The sequence below is a fragment of the Maledivibacter sp. genome (assembly GCA_025210375.1).
In the GTDB taxonomy this organism is placed as follows: domain Bacteria; phylum Bacillota; class Clostridia; order Peptostreptococcales; family Caminicellaceae; genus JAOASB01.
Genome location: JAOASB010000052.1, coordinates 14,416 through 34,923, shown reverse-complemented (window position 1 = coordinate 34,923; position 20,508 = coordinate 14,416). Strand labels below are relative to the sequence as shown.

Here is a 20,508-nt window from a genome sequence, read left to right as displayed (position 1 = left end):
GGAATTTACCAATTCCAAATCACAGTATTTAATCCTGAAATCAGTTAATTACAAGTCCACCGCCTAGAATTAGGTCGCCAGCTCAAAACTATCTTTCTACAATTACAGCAGTTCCTTGACCGCCACCAATACAAAGAGTCGCTAATCCTGTTTTAGAATCTCTCTTTATCATTTCATGGATTAAAGTAACTAAAATTCTTCCCCCGGATGCTCCAATAGGATGTCCTAGAGCTATAGCTCCACCATTTACATTTACTTTATCCATATCAAAGTTTAAGTCTTTTGCCACTGCCAAAGATTGAGCTGCGAATGCTTCATTTGCTTCTATTAAATCTAAATCCTCTACCTTTAATCCAGCTTTTTCTAAAGCTTTTTTAGATGATGGAACTGGTCCATATCCCATGATAGCTGGATCTAAAGCAGCAGATCCATATGATTTTACAGTAGCTAAAATTTCTAAACCTAATTCCTCCGCTTTTTCTTTAGCCATTACTATAAACATTGCCGCACCATCGTTGATACCCGATGCATTACCTGCTGTTACCGTTCCATCTTTTTTGAATGCTGGTCTTAATTTTCCAAGCTTTTCTATAGTAGCACCAAACTTAGGATATTCGTCTGTATCCACTAGTATAGGATCGCCTTTTCTTTGTGGTATTTCTACTGGAACGATTTCATCTTTGAATCTACCTGTTTTAATAGCATTTTCAGCTTTTTGTTGACTAGCTAATGAAAATTCATCTTGCTCTTCTCTTGTAATATTCCATCTCTCAGCTATATTTTCAGCTGTGATACCCATATGATAATTATTATAAGCATCCCATAATCCATCGGTTATCATTGAGTCAACTAATTTACCATCGCCCATTCTTTGTCCCCATCTAGCTTTGTTAAGAACGTATGGAGCATTAGTCATACTTTCTGTACCACCTGCTAAGATCACATCTGCATCTCCTAGCATAATGAATTGTGCAGCCATGCTTACAGTTCTAAGTCCTGAACCACAAACCTTATTTATAGTAATAGCTGGTACTGTATCTGGTATGCCTGATTTAATAACCACTTGTCTAGCAACATTTTGTCCAAGACCTGCTTGTAATACATTACCGATAAGTGCTTCGTCAATCATTTCTGGCTTAATACCTGCTCTTTTAATTGCTTCCTTTGCTGCTACTACACCTAAATCAACAGCTGATACTGATTTAAATTTGCCATTAAATGATCCAATTGGAGTTCTAACGGCACTTACAATTACTGCTTCTCTCATTATTAATCCTCCTGATTAATTATTTTGAATAATCATAGAAACCTTTACCAGTTTTTCTACCTAAAAGACCGCCTCTTACCATCTTTCTTAGTAGTGGATGAGGTCTGTATTTTGAGTCTCCAAACTCTTCATACAATACTTCCATGATTGCTAGGTTTACATCATTACCAATTAAATCTGCTAACGCTAAAGGTCCTATAGGATGGTTGGCACCAAGCTTCATAGCCGCATCTATATCCTCTGCACTTGCAACTCCATCGGCCAATATACCAACGGCTTCATTTATCATAGGAATAAGTATTCTATTTACTACAAATCCTGGAGCTTCTTCTACTTCTACAGGTGTTTTATTTAATTTCTTAGTTAATTCCAGCACTGTATTTTTTGTTTCTTCTGATGTAGCTATTCCCTTGATAACCTCTACAAGCTTCATAACTGGAACTGGATTAAAGAAATGCATTCCTATAACCTTGTCAGGTCTATTAGTTGCACTTGCTATTTCTGTTATTGAAAGTGAAGATGTATTTGTAGCTAGTATCGCTCCTTCTTTACAAATTCCATCTAACTCAGCAAATATTTTTTTCTTGATCTCCATGTTTTCTACTGCTGCTTCTATTACTAAGTCTGCATCCTTTGCTAGGTTAATATCTGTAGATGGTGTAATTCTAGCCAGTATCTCATTTTTCTTTTCTTCAGTTATTTTTTCTTTCTTTACACTTCTGTCTAAGCTTTTAGTTATTATGGATATTCCTCTTTCAACGAATCTTTCTTCGATGTCTCTCATTACCACTTCATATCCTGACTGTGCAAAGGCCTGAACGATACCTGAACCCATTGTGCCTGCTCCTAAAACAAATACCTTCATTGATTCTCCTCCTTAAATAAACATTTCTATAAATATAAATCCAATTCAAAAACTTGGTATTTGATACTTAAATCTAGATTATCCATGGAATGTTTGAAAAACAAAAGGACGTAGCAGAGTTTTAAATCTTCTATGGATAATATGGGTTCAAGCTTTTATTTTTTCTTGAACTCCGCACTTCTTTTTTCTAAGAATGCTGACATACCTTCTTTTTGATCCTCTGTAGCAAAGCATAGTCCAAATAAATCCTTTTCTATTTCTATAGCTGTATCTATATCACAATTAATTCCTCTATTTATAGCTGCTTTTGAATATTTAACAGCGATTTGTCCATTTGATGCAATTTTCTTAGCCATTTTTAAGGTTTCATCCATTAACTGATCTTGAGGAACAACACTGTTCACTAGTCCAATTTTTTCAGCTTCATTAGCATTTATTATGTTGGCAGTAAGGATTAATTCCTTAGCCTTTGCACTACCTACTAATCTAGGAAGTCTTTGAGTTCCTGCAAATCCTGGAGTAATACCCAAGCCAACCTCTGGTTGACCAAATTTAGCTTTTTCTCCTGCTATTCTTATATCACAGCTCATTGCAAGTTCACATCCGCCACCTAAAGCGAATCCATTAACGGCTGCAATAACTGGTTTTTCCATTAGTTCAATTTTTCTAAATACCATTGATCCAAGTTCACCAAAGTGTCTTCCTTCTTCAGCAGTCTTATCCTTCATTTCAGAAATATCTGCTCCTGCCACGAAGGCTTTACCTTCTCCTGTAATAATAAGAACATTGATATCATTATCCTTTTCTATCTCATCTATTGCTTGGTTTAACTCTTGTAAAACACTACTATCTAATGCATTTAAGACCTTAGGTCTATTAAAGCTTAAAATCGCTATATCATTTTCTTTTCTTAATAATAAATTTTTATAATCCATAGTTCTCCCTCCCTCACGCTAATTTACTGTTGCAAATGCTGTGCCAAGTTTTTAAATTGAAAATATTTCTTTATTTAAAAATTACATTGTGAAAATTATTTTAATTTATAAGACCCTTGTAAATCAAGGGCTCATATAATCATAATTGTGAATCTATTCTTTCTTAAATTTTTACTAGCAATGGATAAATTTATTGCTTTAAAAATAATTCTAATATCTAATTTTCTAATTTCATGGATTTTTTTCTTCATAAACAATGTTTTTTTGTAAACTTATTGAACACTTGCATTTAATTATACCCGCTTAAAAATTTAATTAAATACAACACATTACGTCTACAACATGAATATATGTTTTATATAATCAAAAAATGAATTGAATTTTGCTAAATGTGTACATGGTTTACATGTATACTTTGTTTACACTTTTAAAGGAAGTTTTCATTAACTTACCTCAAACCCCTATGTATTTTTTTGGGATATATTGCTTAAATTAATTATACCCTATCCATCCTGTAACTGCACTTTTATTTTATTAAGGGAATTACATAACCCTTACTTGTTCCAGCCAAATATGGGAATATCATCCTTGATCTAATTGCTTAAGATATAAGGATATTTGATGGTATAGCTTTAAGGATTTTAGAACTATATTTTTTGTAAAAGGTACTTATGTAATTTGCTCAAATAAAACTATTGACATCCATAAACATTAATGTTAATGTTTAATTACAAACTAAATACGTGTTTTCTTCAGGGCAGGGTGTGATTCCCGACCGGCGGTATAGCCCGCGAGCCATATGATATGGTTGATCTGGTGAGATTCCGGAGCCGACAGTATAGTCTGGATGGAAGAAGAAGGTTTTTTTGTGCGTATTTTTGTAATCAAGCCCTGAGGTCTTACTTCGGGGCTTAAATATTTTTTGAATATTAAAAGGAGGTTATACAATGGAAAAAACAATTTCTAAAAAGAAGAGTGTCTTTGATGCAAGTGGTTTGTCTTCAACTAATTCCTTGGTAAAAATAGCTTTGCTATCTGTAATAGCTTATATTCTTATGCTTATAGAAATCCCAATATTTTTCTTCCCTGGATTCCTTCAGATAGATTTAAGTGATATGCCTGCCCTAATAGGAGCCTTTGCACTAGGTCCTGTGGCTGGAGTTATAATAGAGATTATAAAAAATCTACTTCATTTAATTACTAAAACAAATACGGGTGGAGTTGGAGAGCTTGCGAATTTTTTAGTGGGAGCTTCCTTGGTTATCCCAGCCGGTGCCCTTTATGCTAAAAACCGTAAAAAATCCATGGCCCTTTTTGGAATGTTACTTGGTACTGTTTTGATGTCAATTGTAGGTAGTATAGCAAATTACTATATTTTAATCCCCTTTTATGCTAAGTTGATGCCAATAGAACAGATCATTGCCTGGAGTGCCGCAGCAAATGGAGCCATAACTGATGTAAAAACTTTGATCCTCTACGGGGTAGCACCCTTTAATCTTTTAAAGGGTCTAGTAGTCTCAATATTGACTATACTTATTTATAAAAGAATTTCACACTTGTTGATTAGTAAGTAAGCTAACTAACGTCATGTGGGTTGCAAGTTGCAAGTTTTGAAGTCATTTTCTTAGGAATGTAAAATATCATAATATAAAAGGACTAAGCAAACAAGGCTTAGTCCTTTTATTATTCAAAGTATTTTTTTACACTTTTTATTCCTTCTATTAAATATTCCCTTCCTTTGTATTTAATAGAAGGTTCTATTATGACGGGTTTATTTTGGTTAGAAATGATCTCAATTACTTTTTTCGTATCAAATGCCCATCCCTCTGCTTTTACCTGATCAATATGGGGCCCTATATGATGATATTTCTTATAAAAATAACAATCAAAATATGCTTTATCTCCCTTAGTAGTCCATACATGAAAGGCATCAGAGCCACAGGAAAGCACCTCTAAGGACCTAATGAAATCGAATCCACACATTATTGATGCAAAGTATAGATGTCCTGTATCCGTTAGTATCCCTAGACTATCATATTCATTTATTTTAGCAATCCACTCATTATAATCACAAAAATTCTTATTTGAGCCAAAGTATTCTAGGTTTATTCTCACATCATATTCTTTAGCAATGGCATCTACTCTATCTAAGGCTTCATCAAGGATTTTAGAAAACTCCCTTGTATCTTTCCAACTATCAGATATACCCGGGAAGTGTAGAACATAGTAATCGGGATTACATGATTTTAACTTGTCTAAATTGTATTCCAATAACCTAAAGGATTTTTCCCTTTTCTCTTTATCTTCATCTATAAAGAATGCGGAAAAGTAATTATATGGATACCACTTTTCAACATATACGGGTAAATGAATACTATATGGCAGCTGTAATTCTTTACATCTCCCTATTTGATCATGAAATTTGCTTAACTTATCTTCGTAAAGCCTTTCCTTCCCAAGGCAAAGCTCTACCCTTCCAAATCCAAGTTCAATGGCTTTTTCAACCTCTAAATTCACTGTATTAATACCTAAGTTAGTCATAATTCCCATTAGATACTCCTTTTTATAGGTCAGATTATATGTATATAATATTATACTTTTCCATTATAAACAAATTTTATTTAAAATGTTGATATCTGCATTAGAAAGTTTTATTATATAAAAATAGGACTTTATTACTATTTTCTATTTTCTCTTGCTTATTCCTTTTTTTAGCAGGAAATTTGTCATCATTTATATAACTATTGTAATAATTAGAAACACTTTAACATCTTATCAATACTTTTTTACTACTAATACATATGAAGAAGTTGGTGAATATATGGGAGAATATACAACTAAAATTATTTCAATCGACCATGTAAATCCTGGTATGATTACAGCCCGAGATATTTTTACTGATGTTGGTCAAATGCTAATAGGTGCCAATACGGAATTAGATGGAAAACACTTAAGGAAGCTTCGACTATATCAAATTCACGATGTCCCAATCAAAGAATTTATGCCAAAGGTAAATAGCCCAAGTGAGCCCATTCACCCTATACGTAGGTCAAAGGAAAATCATGAACGCCTTAAACTATTTGAAGCATCCTATATGGAGAATAACGTGTCATTAAAGGATCAAATGCTATCCATAAGTGAAGGAAAACGTATTAACGTTGCCGAATTGTTTTGTATCAGCGATGAGCTATTAACCACCATCAAATATAAAAGTAATTTGTTTAGTTTTCTAAATAACCTTCAGGGCTTTGATGATTATACTTATTCCCACTGTATAAATGTTTCTCTAATATCTAACACAATTGGACAGTGGTTGGGGTTCGGGGAAAAGGAGCTTATGAACATAAGCGTTGCAGGTCTACTACATGATATCGGCAAAACACAAATCGATAAAAGCATCTTAAACAAACCGAGTAAATTGACCGATGAAGAAGAAGCTATAATGAAAAAACATGCTGAGTATGGATTTAAAATCATTGAAAAGCAAGACATTGATTACAATATAAAAATGGCAGTTTTGATGCACCATGAAAGATATGACGGAAGTGGATATCCCTTAAAAGCAAAAAATAATCAAATCAATGACTATGCAAAGATTGTAGCCATAGCAGATGTCTACGATGCCTTGACCTCAGATCGTCCCTATAGAAGTAAGTTTACTCCTTTTTATGTGATCCATAGATTCGAACAGGAATATCTGGGCCATTTGGATACAAAGTTCTTAATGACCTTTCTACAAAACATTGCTTATTGTTACTTAGATAGCTGGTGTCTGCTTTCTACCGGTGAAGAAGCCAAAATTATGTTTATCAATAAACATGATTTATCAAGACCTATAGTACAAGTAGATAACGTCATTTTGGATTTAAGCCATGAAAAAAGTATATATATAGAAAAAATATTATAGCCTAAGACTTAAAATATTTTTCACAGTTTCAAGCTGCAAGTTACAGATTTAGAAGTCCTTATCTTAGGTTTAAGAAATAAATAAAAGTAAGGAAATATAGATATTCCAGTTAAAACCTTAATTTATACATGGACAAATATGCGATGCTTCTGGGCATTTTGAACGTGTATAAATTAAAGTTTATACTAAAATCCCTATAAAATGATTATCTCCTTACTTGTATTTATTTTTACTTTTATAAAATCTAAAGCAATTCCCTAAGCAGTTAAAAAATCAACTGCATATTGTGCATATAATGCTGTTCCTATTTCCAATGCCTCCTCATCCATTTGAAAATTTGCATTGTGATGTGGATAACATGCTTGTTTTGCTTCGTTCCTTATTCCAACAAAAGCTAGGATTCCAGGTGCTTTTTCTAAAAAGCAGGAAAAATCCTCGGCCCCAGTTATCTTTTCAAATAAGGTTATTGCCTCCCTATTCAATATCTTTTCAACGGATTTTTCCGCTATTTTTGAACAATGTTCATTATTTATAGTTGGGAATGTACCATATGTATATTCAACCTCAGCCTTAGCCCTATAACTCTTGGCAGTATTTTTCACAACCCTTTCAATTATCCCAGGAAATTTGTCTCTGACATCCTTATTAAAGCATCTGGTTGTACCTTCTAACACGGCTTCGTTTGATATGACATTGAATCTTGTTCCGGAATTAAACATCCCTATGCTGACAACGGCAGGATCTAAGGGGCTTATCTCCCTACTAACAATGGATTGTATATCCATTACTATGGCTGAAGCCGCAACAATGGCATCCACTCCTTGATGGGGCATAGACCCATGTCCTTCCTTGCCACTAACCTTGATTTTGAATATATCCGAAGCCGCCATACGGGGGCCAGCTTCCACAGATACCCTACCATACTCTATATCAGCCCAGAGATGGATGGCAAAAACTCCATCTACTCCTTCCATAACACCTTCCTTTATCATTTGTTCTGCCCCTTCGGTAATCTCTTCAGCCGGCTGGAAAAATAATTTTACTGTTCCTTCTATTTCATCCTTTATATCATTCAATATTTTTCCTGCTCCCAAAAGCATAGCCCCATGTCCATCATGACCACAAGCGTGCATCATACCATCATTTTTAGATTTATATTCTATATCGTTTGCTTCCTGAACCTCCAGTGCATCTATATCCGCCCTTAATGCCACTGTTTTTCCTGGCTTTCCACCCTTTATTGTGGCCGCAATACCTGTCCCAGCTACTGAAATATATGGTATATCCATCTTATCTAGCTCTTCCTTAATTCTTTTAGAGGTATTCACCTCATGCCAGCTTGACTCTGGATACATATGAAATTCCCTTCTCATATCAATAACATATTGTTTATATTTTTTAGCTAACTCCTTAATATCCATGATTTATCCCCCTCATTTTGAATGGTAATATCCTATGGTCTCCTTAGGTATTTTCAACCAATAGTTTTTTGTACATCCATAAATATTTATATTTCTATCTATTATGAATTAAATCCTTCTTTAATTTTGTATCCATACCATATGCCCTTTGTGTCGATTATGTTACAAAAGCAGTAATACTTTGTGAAAAATACTCTTTATTGTTTCTGTACAAAATAATTTAGGTATAATAAATGTAAGATGGTTGTGGAGGTGGAAAAAATCAGTACTAAGAGAATACTCATAGTTGAAGATGAAAGTAGAATGAGAAGGTTGATATCCGATTATTTTAAAAAAGAAGGCTATACCATCGTCGAAGCTGAAGATGGTAGAAAAGCCCTAGATATTTTTAATAATGTAGAAATAAATCTAATTATACTGGATATAATGATGCCCGAATACGATGGATGGACGGTTTGTAGAGAAATTAGAAAATCATCTAAGGCTCCTATCATAATGCTTACGGCTAGAAGTGAGGAATCCGATGAGCTATTTGGATTTGAGCTTGGAGCCGATGAATATATTACTAAGCCATTTAGTCCCAAGATTTTAGTTGCTAGGGTAAAAGCCCTACTTAGGAGATCTTATATGGAAAATGAAAAAATCTCCTATAATGGATTAGAAATAGATACTAATGGCCATAGGGTAATCATCGAAGAAAAAGAAATAGAAATGACCCCAAAGGAATATGAACTCCTTCACTTTATGGTTCAAAATGAAGGAAAAGCCTTAACTAGGGAACAAATACTCAATGGAGTGTGGGGCTACGATTATTATGGGGATTTAAGAACTGTGGACACCCATGTAAAAAGATTACGGACGAAGCTAAGAAATAAAAATAGTTATATACAAACAATAAGGGGTGTGGGTTATAGATTCGAGGTGAAGAAATGAAAAATTCTATAGGAATAAAATTATTCATTGGAATCACCATATTTGCTTTAATAATAGTCAGTCTTTCATGGATACTGAACACCAAATATCTGGAGGATTACTATCTGGAAAGAAAAAAGGATAGCCTATTTGCTTATAGCAAGAAAATAAATACTATCTACAATGATAATATTGATGAAATTGAGCCTACCCTAAAAAATATCGAGAATGGGATTGGAGGAAATATAACCATACTAGACGAAAAGGGTACTCAAATATATAACCCATCCCCTATGCCTAGAATGGGTGGAATGGGACGGGGACATCTTAAGGGCATTGGTCTACTCACCAACAGCGGAGTTGAAAGGGTCTTAAATGGTGAAACTGTTTTAGAGGGATACATTCACCCAAGATTCAATACCCTTTCACTTGTTTTAGCTTCCAGACTATTAAATGGTCATATATTAGTGATTGAATCCCCCGTATCATCAATTAAAGAAAGTGTAGAAATAGCTAAAAGCTTTCATATCTATATCGGAATAATATCCCTTATAATAGGAACGCTCATTGCTTTTATATTCTCTAGGATATTTACAAAACCCATAATAGAGCTTAATAACGTAGCGAAGACCATGGCTAAACTGGATTTCAGTAAAAAATATGTCATTAAAAATAAAGATGAAATAGGACAGCTTGGTGAAACCATTAATTACCTCTCCGATAAGCTAGATATCTCCATAACTGAGCTTAATATGGCCAATAAAAAGCTTAAAGAGGATATAGAAAGGGAAAGACAACTGGAAAAGTTACGCAAGGAATTTGTCTCTAGTGTTTCCCACGAGCTTAAAACCCCAATAGCATTGATACAAGGCTATGGAGAAGGCTTGAAGGATTCAGTAATTGAAGATGTAGAAAGCAAAAACTTCTATTGTGATGTGATAATTGATGAGGCAAAGCAAATGGATAAGCTAGTGAAGGATCTGCTTAATCTATCCCAACTGGAATCCGGACAATACCATCTTCAGAAGGAAGGCTTTAATATCTATGATTTAGCCAAAAAAAATATTGACAAGTTTAAACCTATCCTTATGGAAAAAAACATCAACCTTAAAATTGATTCTGATAGTAAAGATGTAAATGTATATGCTGATATTACTAGAATAGAGCAGGTCTTGGTGAACTTCATAAATAATGCTATAAACCATGTTGATGATAGAAAAGCCATAGGTATAAATATTAAAGATCATATTCAAAGGGTTAGGGTTGAAATAATAAATACGGGTAAAGCCATACCAGAGGATGAAATGGATAAAATATGGGATAGCTTCTACAAGGTGGACAAATCCAGAACTAGAAAATACGGTGGAACTGGACTGGGACTCTCCATAGTCAAAGGAATATTAAAGCTCCATGAAGGCTCCTTTGGAGTTTCTAATGTGGATGGTGGAGTTAAGTTTTGGTTTGATATGGACAAAGGCAACTAAGGTCGCTTTGTTAGTTGCAAGTTCCATGTTCCAAGTTGCAAGTTTTCAGGTCATTCTTTTAAGTTATTTTTTTCTTCGAGAAAACTTTCAATAAAATATTCTAATTGTGGATAACCCTTGTATATAAGTGAATTTATCAACATAAAGTCTAAAGTTTCAGCAGATATGTGGATTATTGCATATTTGCTGTTTTTTTGTTTGATTCATTAAATCTTAGAAATTAAAAAAGTCCCCAAAGTATGACAGAATATCTTGCAGCTTGTAACCTGCAACTTAATTCATCTAAGGATGAATTTGATATCTTCAAATTTACTTTTTCTTGTCACATAGTTGTCACATTCAAAATCTATAATTAACTTAAGGAAATTGCATAATTATAACTTGGCACTATTACATACTACAGGTGGTATGTCTTTGGAGATTTGAAAATTATATATAGTAGATGATTTTCACAGAAGGTAATTATGCAATTTACTCAACTTGTAAAATAAAATAAAAAAATTAAATCTTGAAAGGAGAAATTCAAATGAAAAAATTATTATCATCACTATTAGTTGCAGGTCTTGTATTATCAGTAGGTATGATTTCCTTTGCGGACTCAATTCAGACTCCAGCAGAAATATACGGAAGCCTAACTGGAAAAACTGTTGAGGAAGCATACGACCTCAAGGGGAACGACAAAACCTTTGGTCAATTGGCTAAGGATTCAGGGATTTATGAGGAGTTTAAAGCTTCATTCTTAGAAAGCAAAAAGCAAATCATTGCTGACAAGGTAGCAAAGGAAGAAATTACTCAGGAAAAAGCCGACGAGATATTGAAGCTAATGGAAACATGCGATGGCACTGGTACACAGAGACTAGGTCAAAAATATGGAGTTCGTTTCGGTAGAGGATCTGGAAAAGGTCAAGGAAAAGGCATGGGTAGAGGCTGTGGAAAGGGCATGGGCAGAGGTCTTGGAGCCGGTAGAGGAAATGGATGTGGAATAAAATAAATAAGAGGGGCTATCCGCCCCTCTTATTTATTTTATTTCTTTTTCTTCCATGAATCCTTTAGGGATACTATTCTGTTAATTACTAGGGAATCCTTTGAGGAATCCTTAGCGTCAATGCAGAAATATCCATGCCTTAAAAACTGGTAGCTGCTTCCTGGTTCTACATCCTTTAGCTGTGGCTCAACAAAGGCTGTCTTTAATACCTTTAGTGAATCTGGATTTAGATTTTCCTTCCAATCATCTACTTCATTCTCTTCATCCATCAATAGACGATCATATAAGCGAACCTCAGCCTTAACTGCATGATCAGCAGAAACCCAATGAATGGTACCCTTTGGTTTACGGGCTGTGAAGCCTGTACCACTCTTAGTTTCTGGATCATAGGTGCATCTCAGCTCTAAAATTTTTCCAGTTTCCTCATCCCTTATTACTTCTTCACATTTTATGAAATAAGCATGTCTTAATCTAACCTCTACACCGGGAGAAAGTCTTTTGTATTTCTTAGGAGGCTCTTCCATGAAATCCTCTCTCTCTATATATACCACCCTTGAAAATGGAATTTGTCTACTACCCATTTCAGGATTTTCTGGGTTATTATCTGCCTCTAGCCACTCTGTCTCACCCTCTGGATAGTTTGTTATAACTACTTTGAGAGGATTTAGTACAGACATTACTCTAGGAACCCTCAGCTTAAGGTCATCTCTCACGAAATGCTCTAGCATTGCCATATCCACTGTACTATTACTTTTTGATACTCCAACCTCATTTAAAAAGGTTCTTAGGGCCTCTGGAGAATATCCCCTTCTTCTTAGTCCCTGTAGGGTAGGCATACGTGGATCATCCCATCCATTGACATAAGCACCCTCAACCAATTCCCTAAGGTATCTTTTACTCATTACTGTTCCTGTAACGCCCATTCTACCAAATTCCCTTTGTTTAGGGGGCTTTTCAAAGCCTATTTCATCTATAACCCACTCGTATAAAGGTCTATGATCCTTAAACTCATCGGAGCAAAGGGAATGGGTTATGCCCTCAATGGCATCTTGGATAGGATGAGCATAATCATACATAGGATATATACACCACTTGTCACCGGTTCTATAATGGTGTTCAAACTGGATTCTATATATTACTGGATCACGCATATTCATATTAGGCGATGACATATCTATTTTGGCTCTAAGCACCCTTGAGCCCTCTTTAAATTCACCGTTTTTCATTTTTTCAAACAGCTCTAGATTCTCTTCTATTGACCGATTACGATATGGACTATCTTTTCCAGGCTCAGTCAATGTGCCCCTGTACTCCCTCATTTCTTCCTTACTTAAATCACATACAAAGGCTTTGCCTTCTTTGATTAGTTTGATTGCATATTCATAGCATTGATCAAAATAATCGGAAGCATAAAACAAACGGTCTTCCCAATCTGCTCCAAGCCATTTGATATCGTCAATGATCGACTGCACATATTCCATATCTTCTCTAGTTGGATTAGTATCATCAAATCTAAGATTGAACTTTCCATCATATTTTTGAGCAGCCCCATAATTAATATTTATCGCATAGGCACTTCCTATATGTAAATACCCGTTTGGCTCAGGTGGAAATCGTGTGTGTACGCTGTTATTAACTCCCTCTTCTAAATCCTTGTCTATTATTCTATGAATAAAATTTGATGCCATAGGAGTATTGTTATCATCATGTGTATTAGTAGGCATCCCTCATACCTCCTCATCTATATACTGTATACATTATTATCTAATAGTACCATAAAATATAGGTTATTTCAAAGCAAAACTCAAGGTAATTCCAGACACAATTGAAAAGAAAATGTAACTTGGGGACTGACACATCTGACAAACACTCTTTTAAGTGTGTCTGGGTGTCTGTCCCCATGTCATGTTTTCGAAGTTTGCCCTAAGAATTGACTTTTTCAGCAGTCTGAAACCATACCTTTGGCTATATATTACTATTTTTTATATTATTCCTATTATAAGATTAATAATACCTAGGAGAAAGGAAAAATATGACTTTGGTGATCATAGTAAAAATTTTAACATCATTAGCTACTTTGATTACAGCAATAGCTACACTAATCCAAGGGGTAAAATAGACAGCAGAAAAGAAGGTGCCCAAACACCTTCTTTTCTTTTTTTGGTGACAACATTGTCCCGTTTGTTGTCTTGCTTATTTATAATATACCACATAATTACTAATTGAGGAAATTACATAACTCTTACTTGGCACAATTGCATATGCGAATATCATCCTTAATTTAATTACTTAAGATATAAGCATATTTGGTGGTATAGCTTTGAGGGTTTTAAAACTACATGTAGTAGATGGTTTTTATAGAAAGTAATTATGCAATTTGCTCTATTTTTAATGTTAATATTATTTATCTATATCTATCATTATAAAATGGTAAATCTAAGCCCGGTGTACTTGGATCGTTTAGAACTCCCAATGTTATCCCTATGGTGCATGCGGCCTTTACACAGGTCATTATGGCTTCATTATCTACTTCTAAGCCACAATTACTTGCAATCAAAAGAGCTGCCGATACTATGGTTATGATTGTACCTGGGTTCTTTAGTCTTTCTAGCATAATTATCTCTCCTCCTTCATTTGATGCTTTGTACATACCAAAAGAAAAAGCCCACTAGCGATGTTATTCCAAGCATCACCAAGGCTTTTATCCAAGTAGTCAAGCTATCTAATTTTTCAATAAGATTCTCAATTTTTTCACTCATCTTGGCATCATTGATTTCTAGATTCCCTATCCTTTTTTCATGGTCATCCAGTCTGCTCACTACCTCATGATGCCTATCACAAATACCCATTCAAACACCTACCTTTTTTTGTCCTATATCCTAGTAGTCATGATTTTTTTATTTTTTCCATACATGATTATAGGGGTTTTATTATAGACTTTAACTTATACTATGAAAACCCTATATAAAATATAATTTGAAGTTTAAAAAGAAAATGTGACTTTGGGACTGATACATCTAAGACACATGGTTTGAAGTGTGTCTGGGTGTTTGTCCCTTGTCACATTTTCGGTGGTTATTCAATCACTTACTACCATACTTTTCTCCACCTAATTTCTTTTGCTTAAGTACAATATATTTATCCAATTCTTGACTAATATTAACTATTTCAGATTTATCTATATTGGATTCTATGGCTTTATTTAGTTTTAACCTCAGCTCACTTATCTTCCCTTCAACCTCAAATTGGCTTGACTCATTTTTTGTATTTTTATATTCCATTTTAACCAACTCAACCCTCTTCCGTGCAAACCATTATATTATATTTTACTCCTTAAGATTGGCTTTTGCAATATATTATATTGCAAATGTATAACATTGTCTTGTTTAACCAATATATTTTACTAAGTAGAATTAAATAGAGGTGGTTAACTATGGAAAAACATGCAAAGAAATTCCAACAATTAGGATTAAATATAGCTTATTATAGAAAACTTAGGGGCTTATCCCAAATGGCCCTTTCTGAAAAAGTTCATATCAGTAGAACTCACCTAAGTCAAATTGAAGCTCCAAATATGAAAAAGTCATTTTCTATCTCCACTCTTTTTGATATTGCAGAGGCTTTGGAGATTGAGGTCGCTAAGTTATTTGAGTTTAGGGAGTAGGTAAATTTGATGATATTTTATATAATGCATACCATCGGTATCTTTTATGGTTAATTAATATAAACTACTGTAGGATATAATTTAAAGCTTAAAAAGAAAATGTGACTTGTGGACGGACACCTATATACACGTGATTTCAAGTGTATATAGGTGTCTGTTACCAGGTCACATTTTGTTTGGTTATACAATATAGATTTCCCAAAGTTAAACTCAATTTTCCTCATTCTCAAACTCTAATAACTTATGCACAGGAATGTGTAAGGTCTCAGCTAATAAAAATAATGTTTCTACGGAAAATGACTTTTGACAATTTGGTGCTTCTATCTTACTTAAATAGCTCCTACTTATGCTCATTTTATTAGCTAATTCTTCCTGTGATAGTCCCAGCTTCTTCCTATACTTTTTTATATTTTCTCCCAATTCTATATATTTATCCGCATATCTATTTCTCATATTGTCACCTCTAAGTAAATTTTAATCCTATTATCATAGAATTATTGTTCACTTATAGGGAGCATGTTGTGCTATAATGTTTATAAAGAAAATACATGCTATTATATTCATTCTGATATCTATATACAAACTATATACTTCATGGAAATAAGGTCTTTTTCCCTATTAAAATCTTATTATTTCAATTTATAAATGAGGTGTAAATATGCAGAAAAAAGATAGTTTTTCTCAACAAGAGATTAATAATAGAATACATGATCTCCGATTAAGATTGAACCAAGCATACAAAGAGTATGGACATACGGATCAAGTAGTAGAAATAAGCCAAGAGCTAGACAGATATATTGTTCTGGCACAACGATATCTTATGGGTGGATAGTGTATCTGTCATCTTGTCTCTACTATCTATGGAGATCTTTTGTTGTGTGCGTGGGGTACGTTAAAGCCTTGGTTTGTGATGGTTAACCAACTATCTCACTGTATTCTTCTTGCGTTAGCCTACCAGCATTTACCCATATTTGCAACATTTCAGCAGTAGCCCAACCATTGTCATACGCTTTTTTACACCACTCATAATCAGTCATTATAAAATCACCCCTTTAGAAAGTAATTGTGTTTCAAGTTGAAATAATCTTTGTTCTAATTTTGAATTTTCTGTTTCAGATTTAAGCAACTCTGTTTGAGATTTAAAAAGTTGTTTTCCTAATTCAACATTACTATTTTTAAATTTGATTAAATCATAATTTTTAATTCTTTCTATTATAATTTCCCCATTTTCTTTTATGTTAATAAAATATGCCTTTGGCTCTACTATTATATTACTGGATAATTCAGCTTGTATTTCTTGTATAAAGTTACTTGGACTTTTTTGTATAAAACCATCATCTATTTTTAAAATTCTGCCAAAATGGTCTATTTTAATCCTATTCATTCAAATCATCACCTTCTTTTAATTTTTTGTAAGATAAAGTTCTTGTAATTCTACCTTACAGCCTCTAGTATTATTATAGTAAAATAATTTTACTTCCACATATTGTAAATTATCCACATTAGATATATCTAGTGTACGAGATAGATATTGTTTACCTGAAGATGAAACCGATAACTCTACGCTACTTCCCCCCGGCCCAAAAGAAGAATCAAAATATGGAATAGGATTAATTATCATATTTGTCGAAGGGGCATATTCCCCAATAGTTCTTTCAAAAGTATATATAACATGAATTGCATTAAAGCCTTGTAAATTAATAGGCTGTGATGTATAAAAAGTAGCATTTTTTTTCGCGTTCATGATATTCAAATCTAGCAAAACTTGTTTTGATTGCTTTTGTACTGTTGCACCACCTTCGGTATGTATACTGAACGGTACATATTCAATACCTTGCTTATATAAATAAAACCTCTCAAGACTAGCATCACTAGGTTGCCCCCATTCGACCTGTCCATTGCCACTATTTATCAAAACTTCACCAATATTTCCGCCACTAGGAATATGCTTATATCCTGCACCTGTTGGGTGGGTATATTCATTTTTAAAAGTTGCTGTTCCATCACCATTACTTTTTAAAACTTGGCCGTCTTGTGCTGTATCTTTATTGGTCGCTAAATCAGCCATTTGCGCAGAAACTCTCCCTATATCCTCTGCATTCTTCTTTACAGTTTCTTCTGTCCTTCCTTCTCCTGCTAAATCACCTACTAGATCAGCTGCTCCTTTAATTCCCTGCTCCATATTATTTAGCTTTTCAGCTGTGATTCTAGTCCCCTCTTGGACTATTTCTCCTGGGGCTTTTTGTATATTGACCAATTCTTCAGTTCCATTCTCTTTGGTTATCTTATACTTGGTGGGGTCTGTTACTATTTGATCCTTCCAAGTTGTTGGATTGTATGCCATTTATATCACCTCTTTTACTGAAATGCTAAAGATTTTGTGTAGTCCTCTTCCCTTAGCTTTGATTATGTTACAGGTCTCTTGCTTTGCTATTTCTCCGTTAGCATCATACAATCTGAATTCCGTGATATTGCCCTGGACATTTTCATCTAGTAGGATATTTACCTTTACTATTGATTCATTGACTTCTTTGCTGTGAATGGGGATATCTAGTGCTTTGCCCTTTAGTACGTATTGGCAGCTTGTTATCTGGGATTCTATATATGTTGCTAGTTTTGAGAGAAAGTCATCTGTTATCATAGTACTTCACCTCCGGCTACGATTTGATTACAAATAGGGAAAATTACAGGTGTTAGCCTAGTTTCATATTGAAGCTTGATATGGTCATTATCCCTAATAGATAGTGTATAGTCTAAATGGGCTGGCTTGATTTCCTCTAGGGTGTTTTCAAAGTCCATTAGGTTTAAGATATTGTCTTTAATATCTTCAAAAAAAACATTGATTTTACCATTGAAGGTAGCCTTGGTTCTCCCATTTGTATAGGCATTGGCTATGCTTTCCAGTAGGGTTTTGTCGAACTTCCCTATGCCCCTATATTTAGACTTGATTACGCTTCTTCTTTCTTCATGGCTTTTATTTATATCTGTCCCTATGCCCAGCTCTTTTTCATATATTTCTAAACCCCATGTGGCAGTATCAATTGATAATTGTTTTATGAAATCCCCTATAACTAGGGTTTCATTGTCTATCTCCTTGGCTTCTGCACCTATAACGTCTTGGAATACCCTGGAGCTTCGTTCATAGGAGGGTAGGTAATTTATCATTTTTTTATTACGCAATTGTCACCACCCCCAGCACTGGTACTTCATCATCAGCTAAATGTATGGCCGCTGTCTGCCCATTGATTTTTAGATTTTCAAAGTCAATTATTCCCTCTGAATCCAATATGATACTGGCTACTCTGTTATAGCTTATTGTGGTTTCCTTGAAGGCTATTTCTTTGAGATAATCGATTATATTGTTTTTGACACTTTGCAGTCTTGTATTATCATTTACCCCATTATCCTTTATAGCCTTAAAGGATATGTCTAGGTTTACTCCATTGGCACTTATGACAGTACAAAAAGCACCAATGGGTGCTTTTCCTTCCCCTAGGCCCTGTATATTTGGGTCGATATAGTCTTGTACCATTTTCACCAGTTCTTGACTGGCTGGCTGTTTATTGGAGTCAATGATTATAAGTTTCACTGTATTGTCACCATTCCATAGGGGGATAACCTTTATGTCACCTACTCCAGTAACCTCCTTAGCCCAATTTTTATAATGATATTTATTGCCAGAGGTTACAGGGGTTCTGATACGTTCATAATATCTCTGCAAAAGTGCTTCATCATCTTCTGCTTCATATCCACCGTTAAAGTCTGCATCATTAGTTACGGTTGTTATTCCTTCAATAGTGATGGGAAAGTATTGAATAGAGCCTGTAGGTACATTCCCTACAGGCCCGTAGTCTTCACATTCTACTGGTACTTTTACTTGTTTTGAACTGTCTATTGTTTTGGCTTCTTTTATAATAAAGTTAACGGTATCGCTTGAAACAATATCACCTTTGTTTATCACTGCCCCTACCCTACCAGTAATAGTTACACTGCCAGATGCTTTGGTTGCTGGTTTTCTTTTGATTCCTGTTCTTTCATATACCCTTTGTTCAAGGCCCTGATATCGAAGGTTTTCAATACTTAGCTTTTCCTTAGCTAATTCTATATCTCTATTTATTCCTTCTAGTTCTATGGCAACGGGTTTTGTTATGTCATATATGAAGGAGCCCTCTGTTTTGTCGTATTTACCCACTATATTGTGAAGCATACGGCTTTGGATTGTTTGTTTTTCTTCTATCATTATCGGTTCACCTCTTTTCGGTTGTGGGTTGCAGGTTATATAGTTTTACGCCAATAAAACTTAAGGAACGAAAGTAGACTCTGAGGTTTCCTTTTAGCTCCCTTTACAAAGCAGTTTTGTCCTCTTTCTATTCAGATGAAAAACTGGTTTGTAGGAGGAGCGTAAAAGGATTCTCAGTGGCTACTTGAGTAAATTAAACTTTATGAGCGTAAAACTATAGCTCACGATATCTACTTCCCATATCTTTGATGATATCTATGTAGCATAGTCCACATCTCTTCCCTTGTCATAATGTCCTTTGGTCTTGTTCCATCGGAGATATTATTTTCCTTTACAAAGTTATACCCATCCTCAGCCCATTGTGATAGAGTATCAGAATTCTGATACTCAACCAATTTTTCTTCTAGATCCTTCCATGGGAATTTTTTACCCGGGCATGATTTTCTGTACCCAGTATCGGGGTTTGGAAAATCACAATGACCATGGACGGGAATGTTGCCATAGCGATTTCTTATGTCTTTGATAAGCTCAACTAGTTTTTCTAGCTGATTGGATGGCACTAGCTGGACGTCAAAATTGCCCACCAAGCAAATTCCTATGGAATTGGCATTTTCTCCCTTGGTGTGGGCACCTATAGCTTTTTCATCACGCCCTTTGAGTATTTTATACTGGTCATTTACATTTTCAATAACATAATGGTAGCCTATATCACGCCAGCCATTTGTCTCTATATGGTATCTTTTGATTGCGTTAAAATCTACAACCTTACCGTCTTTGGTAAGGCTGTGGTGTATGATTATTTTGCATGGTTTGTTCAAGTTTGTAACC

At 34.5% G+C, this 20,508-nt stretch carries 24 protein-coding genes and 1 riboswitch; of the genes, 7 read left to right on the top strand and 17 right to left on the bottom strand.

The annotated features are described in order from the left end of the window. Nucleotides 1–88: 88 nt before the first annotated feature. The 3 genes from N4A68_17865 to N4A68_17855 form a co-directional block, all read right to left on the bottom strand. Nucleotides 89–1,267, bottom strand: a complete 1,179-nt coding sequence (locus N4A68_17865; protein ID MCT4566163.1) for an acetyl-CoA C-acetyltransferase — start codon at nucleotides 1,265–1,267, stop codon at nucleotides 89–91. Nucleotides 1,268–1,286: 19 nt separating this feature from the next. Beyond that, a complete protein-coding gene (locus N4A68_17860; protein MCT4566162.1) occupies nucleotides 1,287–2,132 on the bottom strand; it encodes a 3-hydroxybutyryl-CoA dehydrogenase in 846 nt (281 codons plus the stop codon). Between the two features lie 155 nt (nucleotides 2,133–2,287). After that, on the bottom strand, nucleotides 2,288–3,067 hold the full coding sequence (locus tag N4A68_17855) for a short-chain-enoyl-CoA hydratase (protein MCT4566161.1): 780 nt from the start codon (nucleotides 3,065–3,067) through the stop codon (nucleotides 2,288–2,290). 744 nt (nucleotides 3,068–3,811) lie between these two features. Then, nucleotides 3,812–3,930: riboswitch (FMN riboswitch) on the top strand. An 84-nt stretch (nucleotides 3,931–4,014) separates the two neighbouring features. Between N4A68_17855 and N4A68_17850 the strand changes: the two genes are divergently transcribed. Continuing rightward, the gene (locus N4A68_17850; GenBank protein ID MCT4566160.1) at nucleotides 4,015–4,641 is read left to right on the top strand and encodes an ECF transporter S component; all 627 of its coding nucleotides are present in this window, start codon (nucleotides 4,015–4,017) and stop codon (nucleotides 4,639–4,641) included. 109 nt (nucleotides 4,642–4,750) lie between these two features. On the opposite strand, the gene N4A68_17845 is transcribed toward N4A68_17850, so the two are convergent. Further along, complete coding sequence (locus tag N4A68_17845) at nucleotides 4,751–5,617, bottom strand: sugar phosphate isomerase/epimerase (protein MCT4566159.1); 867 nt, start codon at nucleotides 5,615–5,617, stop codon at nucleotides 4,751–4,753. Nucleotides 5,618–5,888: 271 nt separating this feature from the next. On the opposite strand from N4A68_17845, the gene N4A68_17840 reads away from it, so the two are divergent. Further along, a complete protein-coding gene (locus N4A68_17840; GenBank protein ID MCT4566158.1) occupies nucleotides 5,889–6,974 on the top strand; it encodes an HD-GYP domain-containing protein in 1,086 nt (361 codons plus the stop codon). Between the two features lie 257 nt (nucleotides 6,975–7,231). On the opposite strand, the gene N4A68_17835 is transcribed toward N4A68_17840, so the two are convergent. Next, nucleotides 7,232–8,395, bottom strand: a complete 1,164-nt coding sequence (locus N4A68_17835) for a M20 family metallopeptidase (GenBank protein MCT4566157.1) — start codon at nucleotides 8,393–8,395, stop codon at nucleotides 7,232–7,234. Nucleotides 8,396–8,647: 252 nt separating this feature from the next. On the opposite strand from N4A68_17835, the gene N4A68_17830 reads away from it, so the two are divergent. The 3 genes from N4A68_17830 to N4A68_17820 all read left to right on the top strand — a co-directional run bounded on the left by N4A68_17830 (nucleotide 8,648) and on the right by N4A68_17820 (nucleotide 11,782). Continuing rightward, nucleotides 8,648–9,328, top strand: a complete 681-nt coding sequence (locus N4A68_17830) for a response regulator transcription factor (GenBank protein ID MCT4566156.1) — start codon at nucleotides 8,648–8,650, stop codon at nucleotides 9,326–9,328. Beyond that, nucleotides 9,325–10,791: a cell wall metabolism sensor histidine kinase WalK gene (locus tag N4A68_17825; protein ID MCT4566155.1), complete on the top strand. Its 1,467-nt coding sequence runs from the start codon at nucleotides 9,325–9,327 to the stop codon at nucleotides 10,789–10,791. Before N4A68_17830 ends, N4A68_17825 begins: the two co-directional genes overlap by 4 nt. A gap of 526 nt (nucleotides 10,792–11,317) precedes the next feature. Next, complete coding sequence (locus tag N4A68_17820; protein ID MCT4566154.1) at nucleotides 11,318–11,782, top strand: hypothetical protein; 465 nt, start codon at nucleotides 11,318–11,320, stop codon at nucleotides 11,780–11,782. 32 nt (nucleotides 11,783–11,814) lie between these two features. Here N4A68_17820 and N4A68_17815 read toward each other — a convergent pair whose 3' ends face one another. The 4 genes from N4A68_17815 to N4A68_17800 all read right to left on the bottom strand — a co-directional run bounded on the left by N4A68_17815 (nucleotide 11,815) and on the right by N4A68_17800 (nucleotide 15,057). Continuing rightward, nucleotides 11,815–13,500 carry a glutamine--tRNA ligase/YqeY domain fusion protein gene (locus N4A68_17815; GenBank protein MCT4566153.1) on the bottom strand — a complete coding sequence of 562 codons (1,686 nt, stop codon included), beginning with the start codon at nucleotides 13,498–13,500 and terminating at the stop codon, nucleotides 11,815–11,817. A gap of 680 nt (nucleotides 13,501–14,180) precedes the next feature. Continuing rightward, the gene (locus N4A68_17810) at nucleotides 14,181–14,390 is read right to left on the bottom strand and encodes a phage holin (GenBank protein ID MCT4566152.1); all 210 of its coding nucleotides are present in this window, start codon (nucleotides 14,388–14,390) and stop codon (nucleotides 14,181–14,183) included. A gap of 16 nt (nucleotides 14,391–14,406) precedes the next feature. Further along, the gene (locus N4A68_17805; GenBank protein MCT4566151.1) at nucleotides 14,407–14,625 is read right to left on the bottom strand and encodes a hemolysin XhlA family protein; all 219 of its coding nucleotides are present in this window, start codon (nucleotides 14,623–14,625) and stop codon (nucleotides 14,407–14,409) included. Between the two features lie 234 nt (nucleotides 14,626–14,859). Next, on the bottom strand, nucleotides 14,860–15,057 hold the full coding sequence (locus N4A68_17800) for an aspartyl-phosphate phosphatase Spo0E family protein (GenBank protein MCT4566150.1): 198 nt from the start codon (nucleotides 15,055–15,057) through the stop codon (nucleotides 14,860–14,862). Between the two features lie 152 nt (nucleotides 15,058–15,209). Between N4A68_17800 and N4A68_17795 the strand changes: the two genes are divergently transcribed. Then, on the top strand, nucleotides 15,210–15,440 hold the full coding sequence (locus tag N4A68_17795; protein ID MCT4566149.1) for a helix-turn-helix transcriptional regulator: 231 nt from the start codon (nucleotides 15,210–15,212) through the stop codon (nucleotides 15,438–15,440). Nucleotides 15,441–15,650: 210 nt separating this feature from the next. On the opposite strand, the gene N4A68_17790 is transcribed toward N4A68_17795, so the two are convergent. Next, nucleotides 15,651–15,893, bottom strand: coding sequence for a helix-turn-helix domain-containing protein (locus N4A68_17790; protein MCT4566148.1), 243 nt, complete (start codon nucleotides 15,891–15,893; stop codon nucleotides 15,651–15,653). A 205-nt stretch (nucleotides 15,894–16,098) separates the two neighbouring features. On the opposite strand from N4A68_17790, the gene N4A68_17785 reads away from it, so the two are divergent. After that, entirely contained in the window at nucleotides 16,099–16,272 is a 174-nt protein-coding gene (locus N4A68_17785) for an aspartyl-phosphate phosphatase Spo0E family protein (GenBank protein MCT4566147.1), read from the top strand. An 82-nt stretch (nucleotides 16,273–16,354) separates the two neighbouring features. On the opposite strand, the gene N4A68_17780 is transcribed toward N4A68_17785, so the two are convergent. From N4A68_17780 to N4A68_17750, 7 genes are all read right to left on the bottom strand, one after another. Continuing rightward, complete coding sequence (locus tag N4A68_17780; protein ID MCT4566146.1) at nucleotides 16,355–16,477, bottom strand: XkdX family protein; 123 nt, start codon at nucleotides 16,475–16,477, stop codon at nucleotides 16,355–16,357. Continuing rightward, a complete protein-coding gene (locus tag N4A68_17775) occupies nucleotides 16,477–16,824 on the bottom strand; it encodes a hypothetical protein (GenBank protein ID MCT4566145.1) in 348 nt (115 codons plus the stop codon). The genes N4A68_17780 and N4A68_17775 overlap by 1 nt, the downstream gene beginning before the upstream one ends. 18 nt (nucleotides 16,825–16,842) lie before the next feature. Next, a complete protein-coding gene (locus tag N4A68_17770) occupies nucleotides 16,843–17,784 on the bottom strand; it encodes a hypothetical protein (protein MCT4566144.1) in 942 nt (313 codons plus the stop codon). Further along, complete coding sequence (locus N4A68_17765; GenBank protein ID MCT4566143.1) at nucleotides 17,785–18,081, bottom strand: hypothetical protein; 297 nt, start codon at nucleotides 18,079–18,081, stop codon at nucleotides 17,785–17,787. It abuts the gene before it with no gap. Further along, on the bottom strand, nucleotides 18,078–18,620 hold the full coding sequence (locus N4A68_17760) for a YmfQ family protein (protein MCT4566142.1): 543 nt from the start codon (nucleotides 18,618–18,620) through the stop codon (nucleotides 18,078–18,080). The genes N4A68_17765 and N4A68_17760 overlap by 4 nt, the downstream gene beginning before the upstream one ends. After that, nucleotides 18,613–19,680, bottom strand: coding sequence for a baseplate J/gp47 family protein (locus tag N4A68_17755; GenBank protein MCT4566141.1), 1,068 nt, complete (start codon nucleotides 19,678–19,680; stop codon nucleotides 18,613–18,615). The genes N4A68_17760 and N4A68_17755 overlap by 8 nt, the downstream gene beginning before the upstream one ends. A 230-nt stretch (nucleotides 19,681–19,910) precedes the next feature. Further along, nucleotides 19,911–20,498 carry a peptidoglycan recognition protein family protein gene (locus tag N4A68_17750; protein ID MCT4566140.1) on the bottom strand — a complete coding sequence of 196 codons (588 nt, stop codon included), beginning with the start codon at nucleotides 20,496–20,498 and terminating at the stop codon, nucleotides 19,911–19,913. Nucleotides 20,499–20,508: the final 10 nt, after the last annotated feature.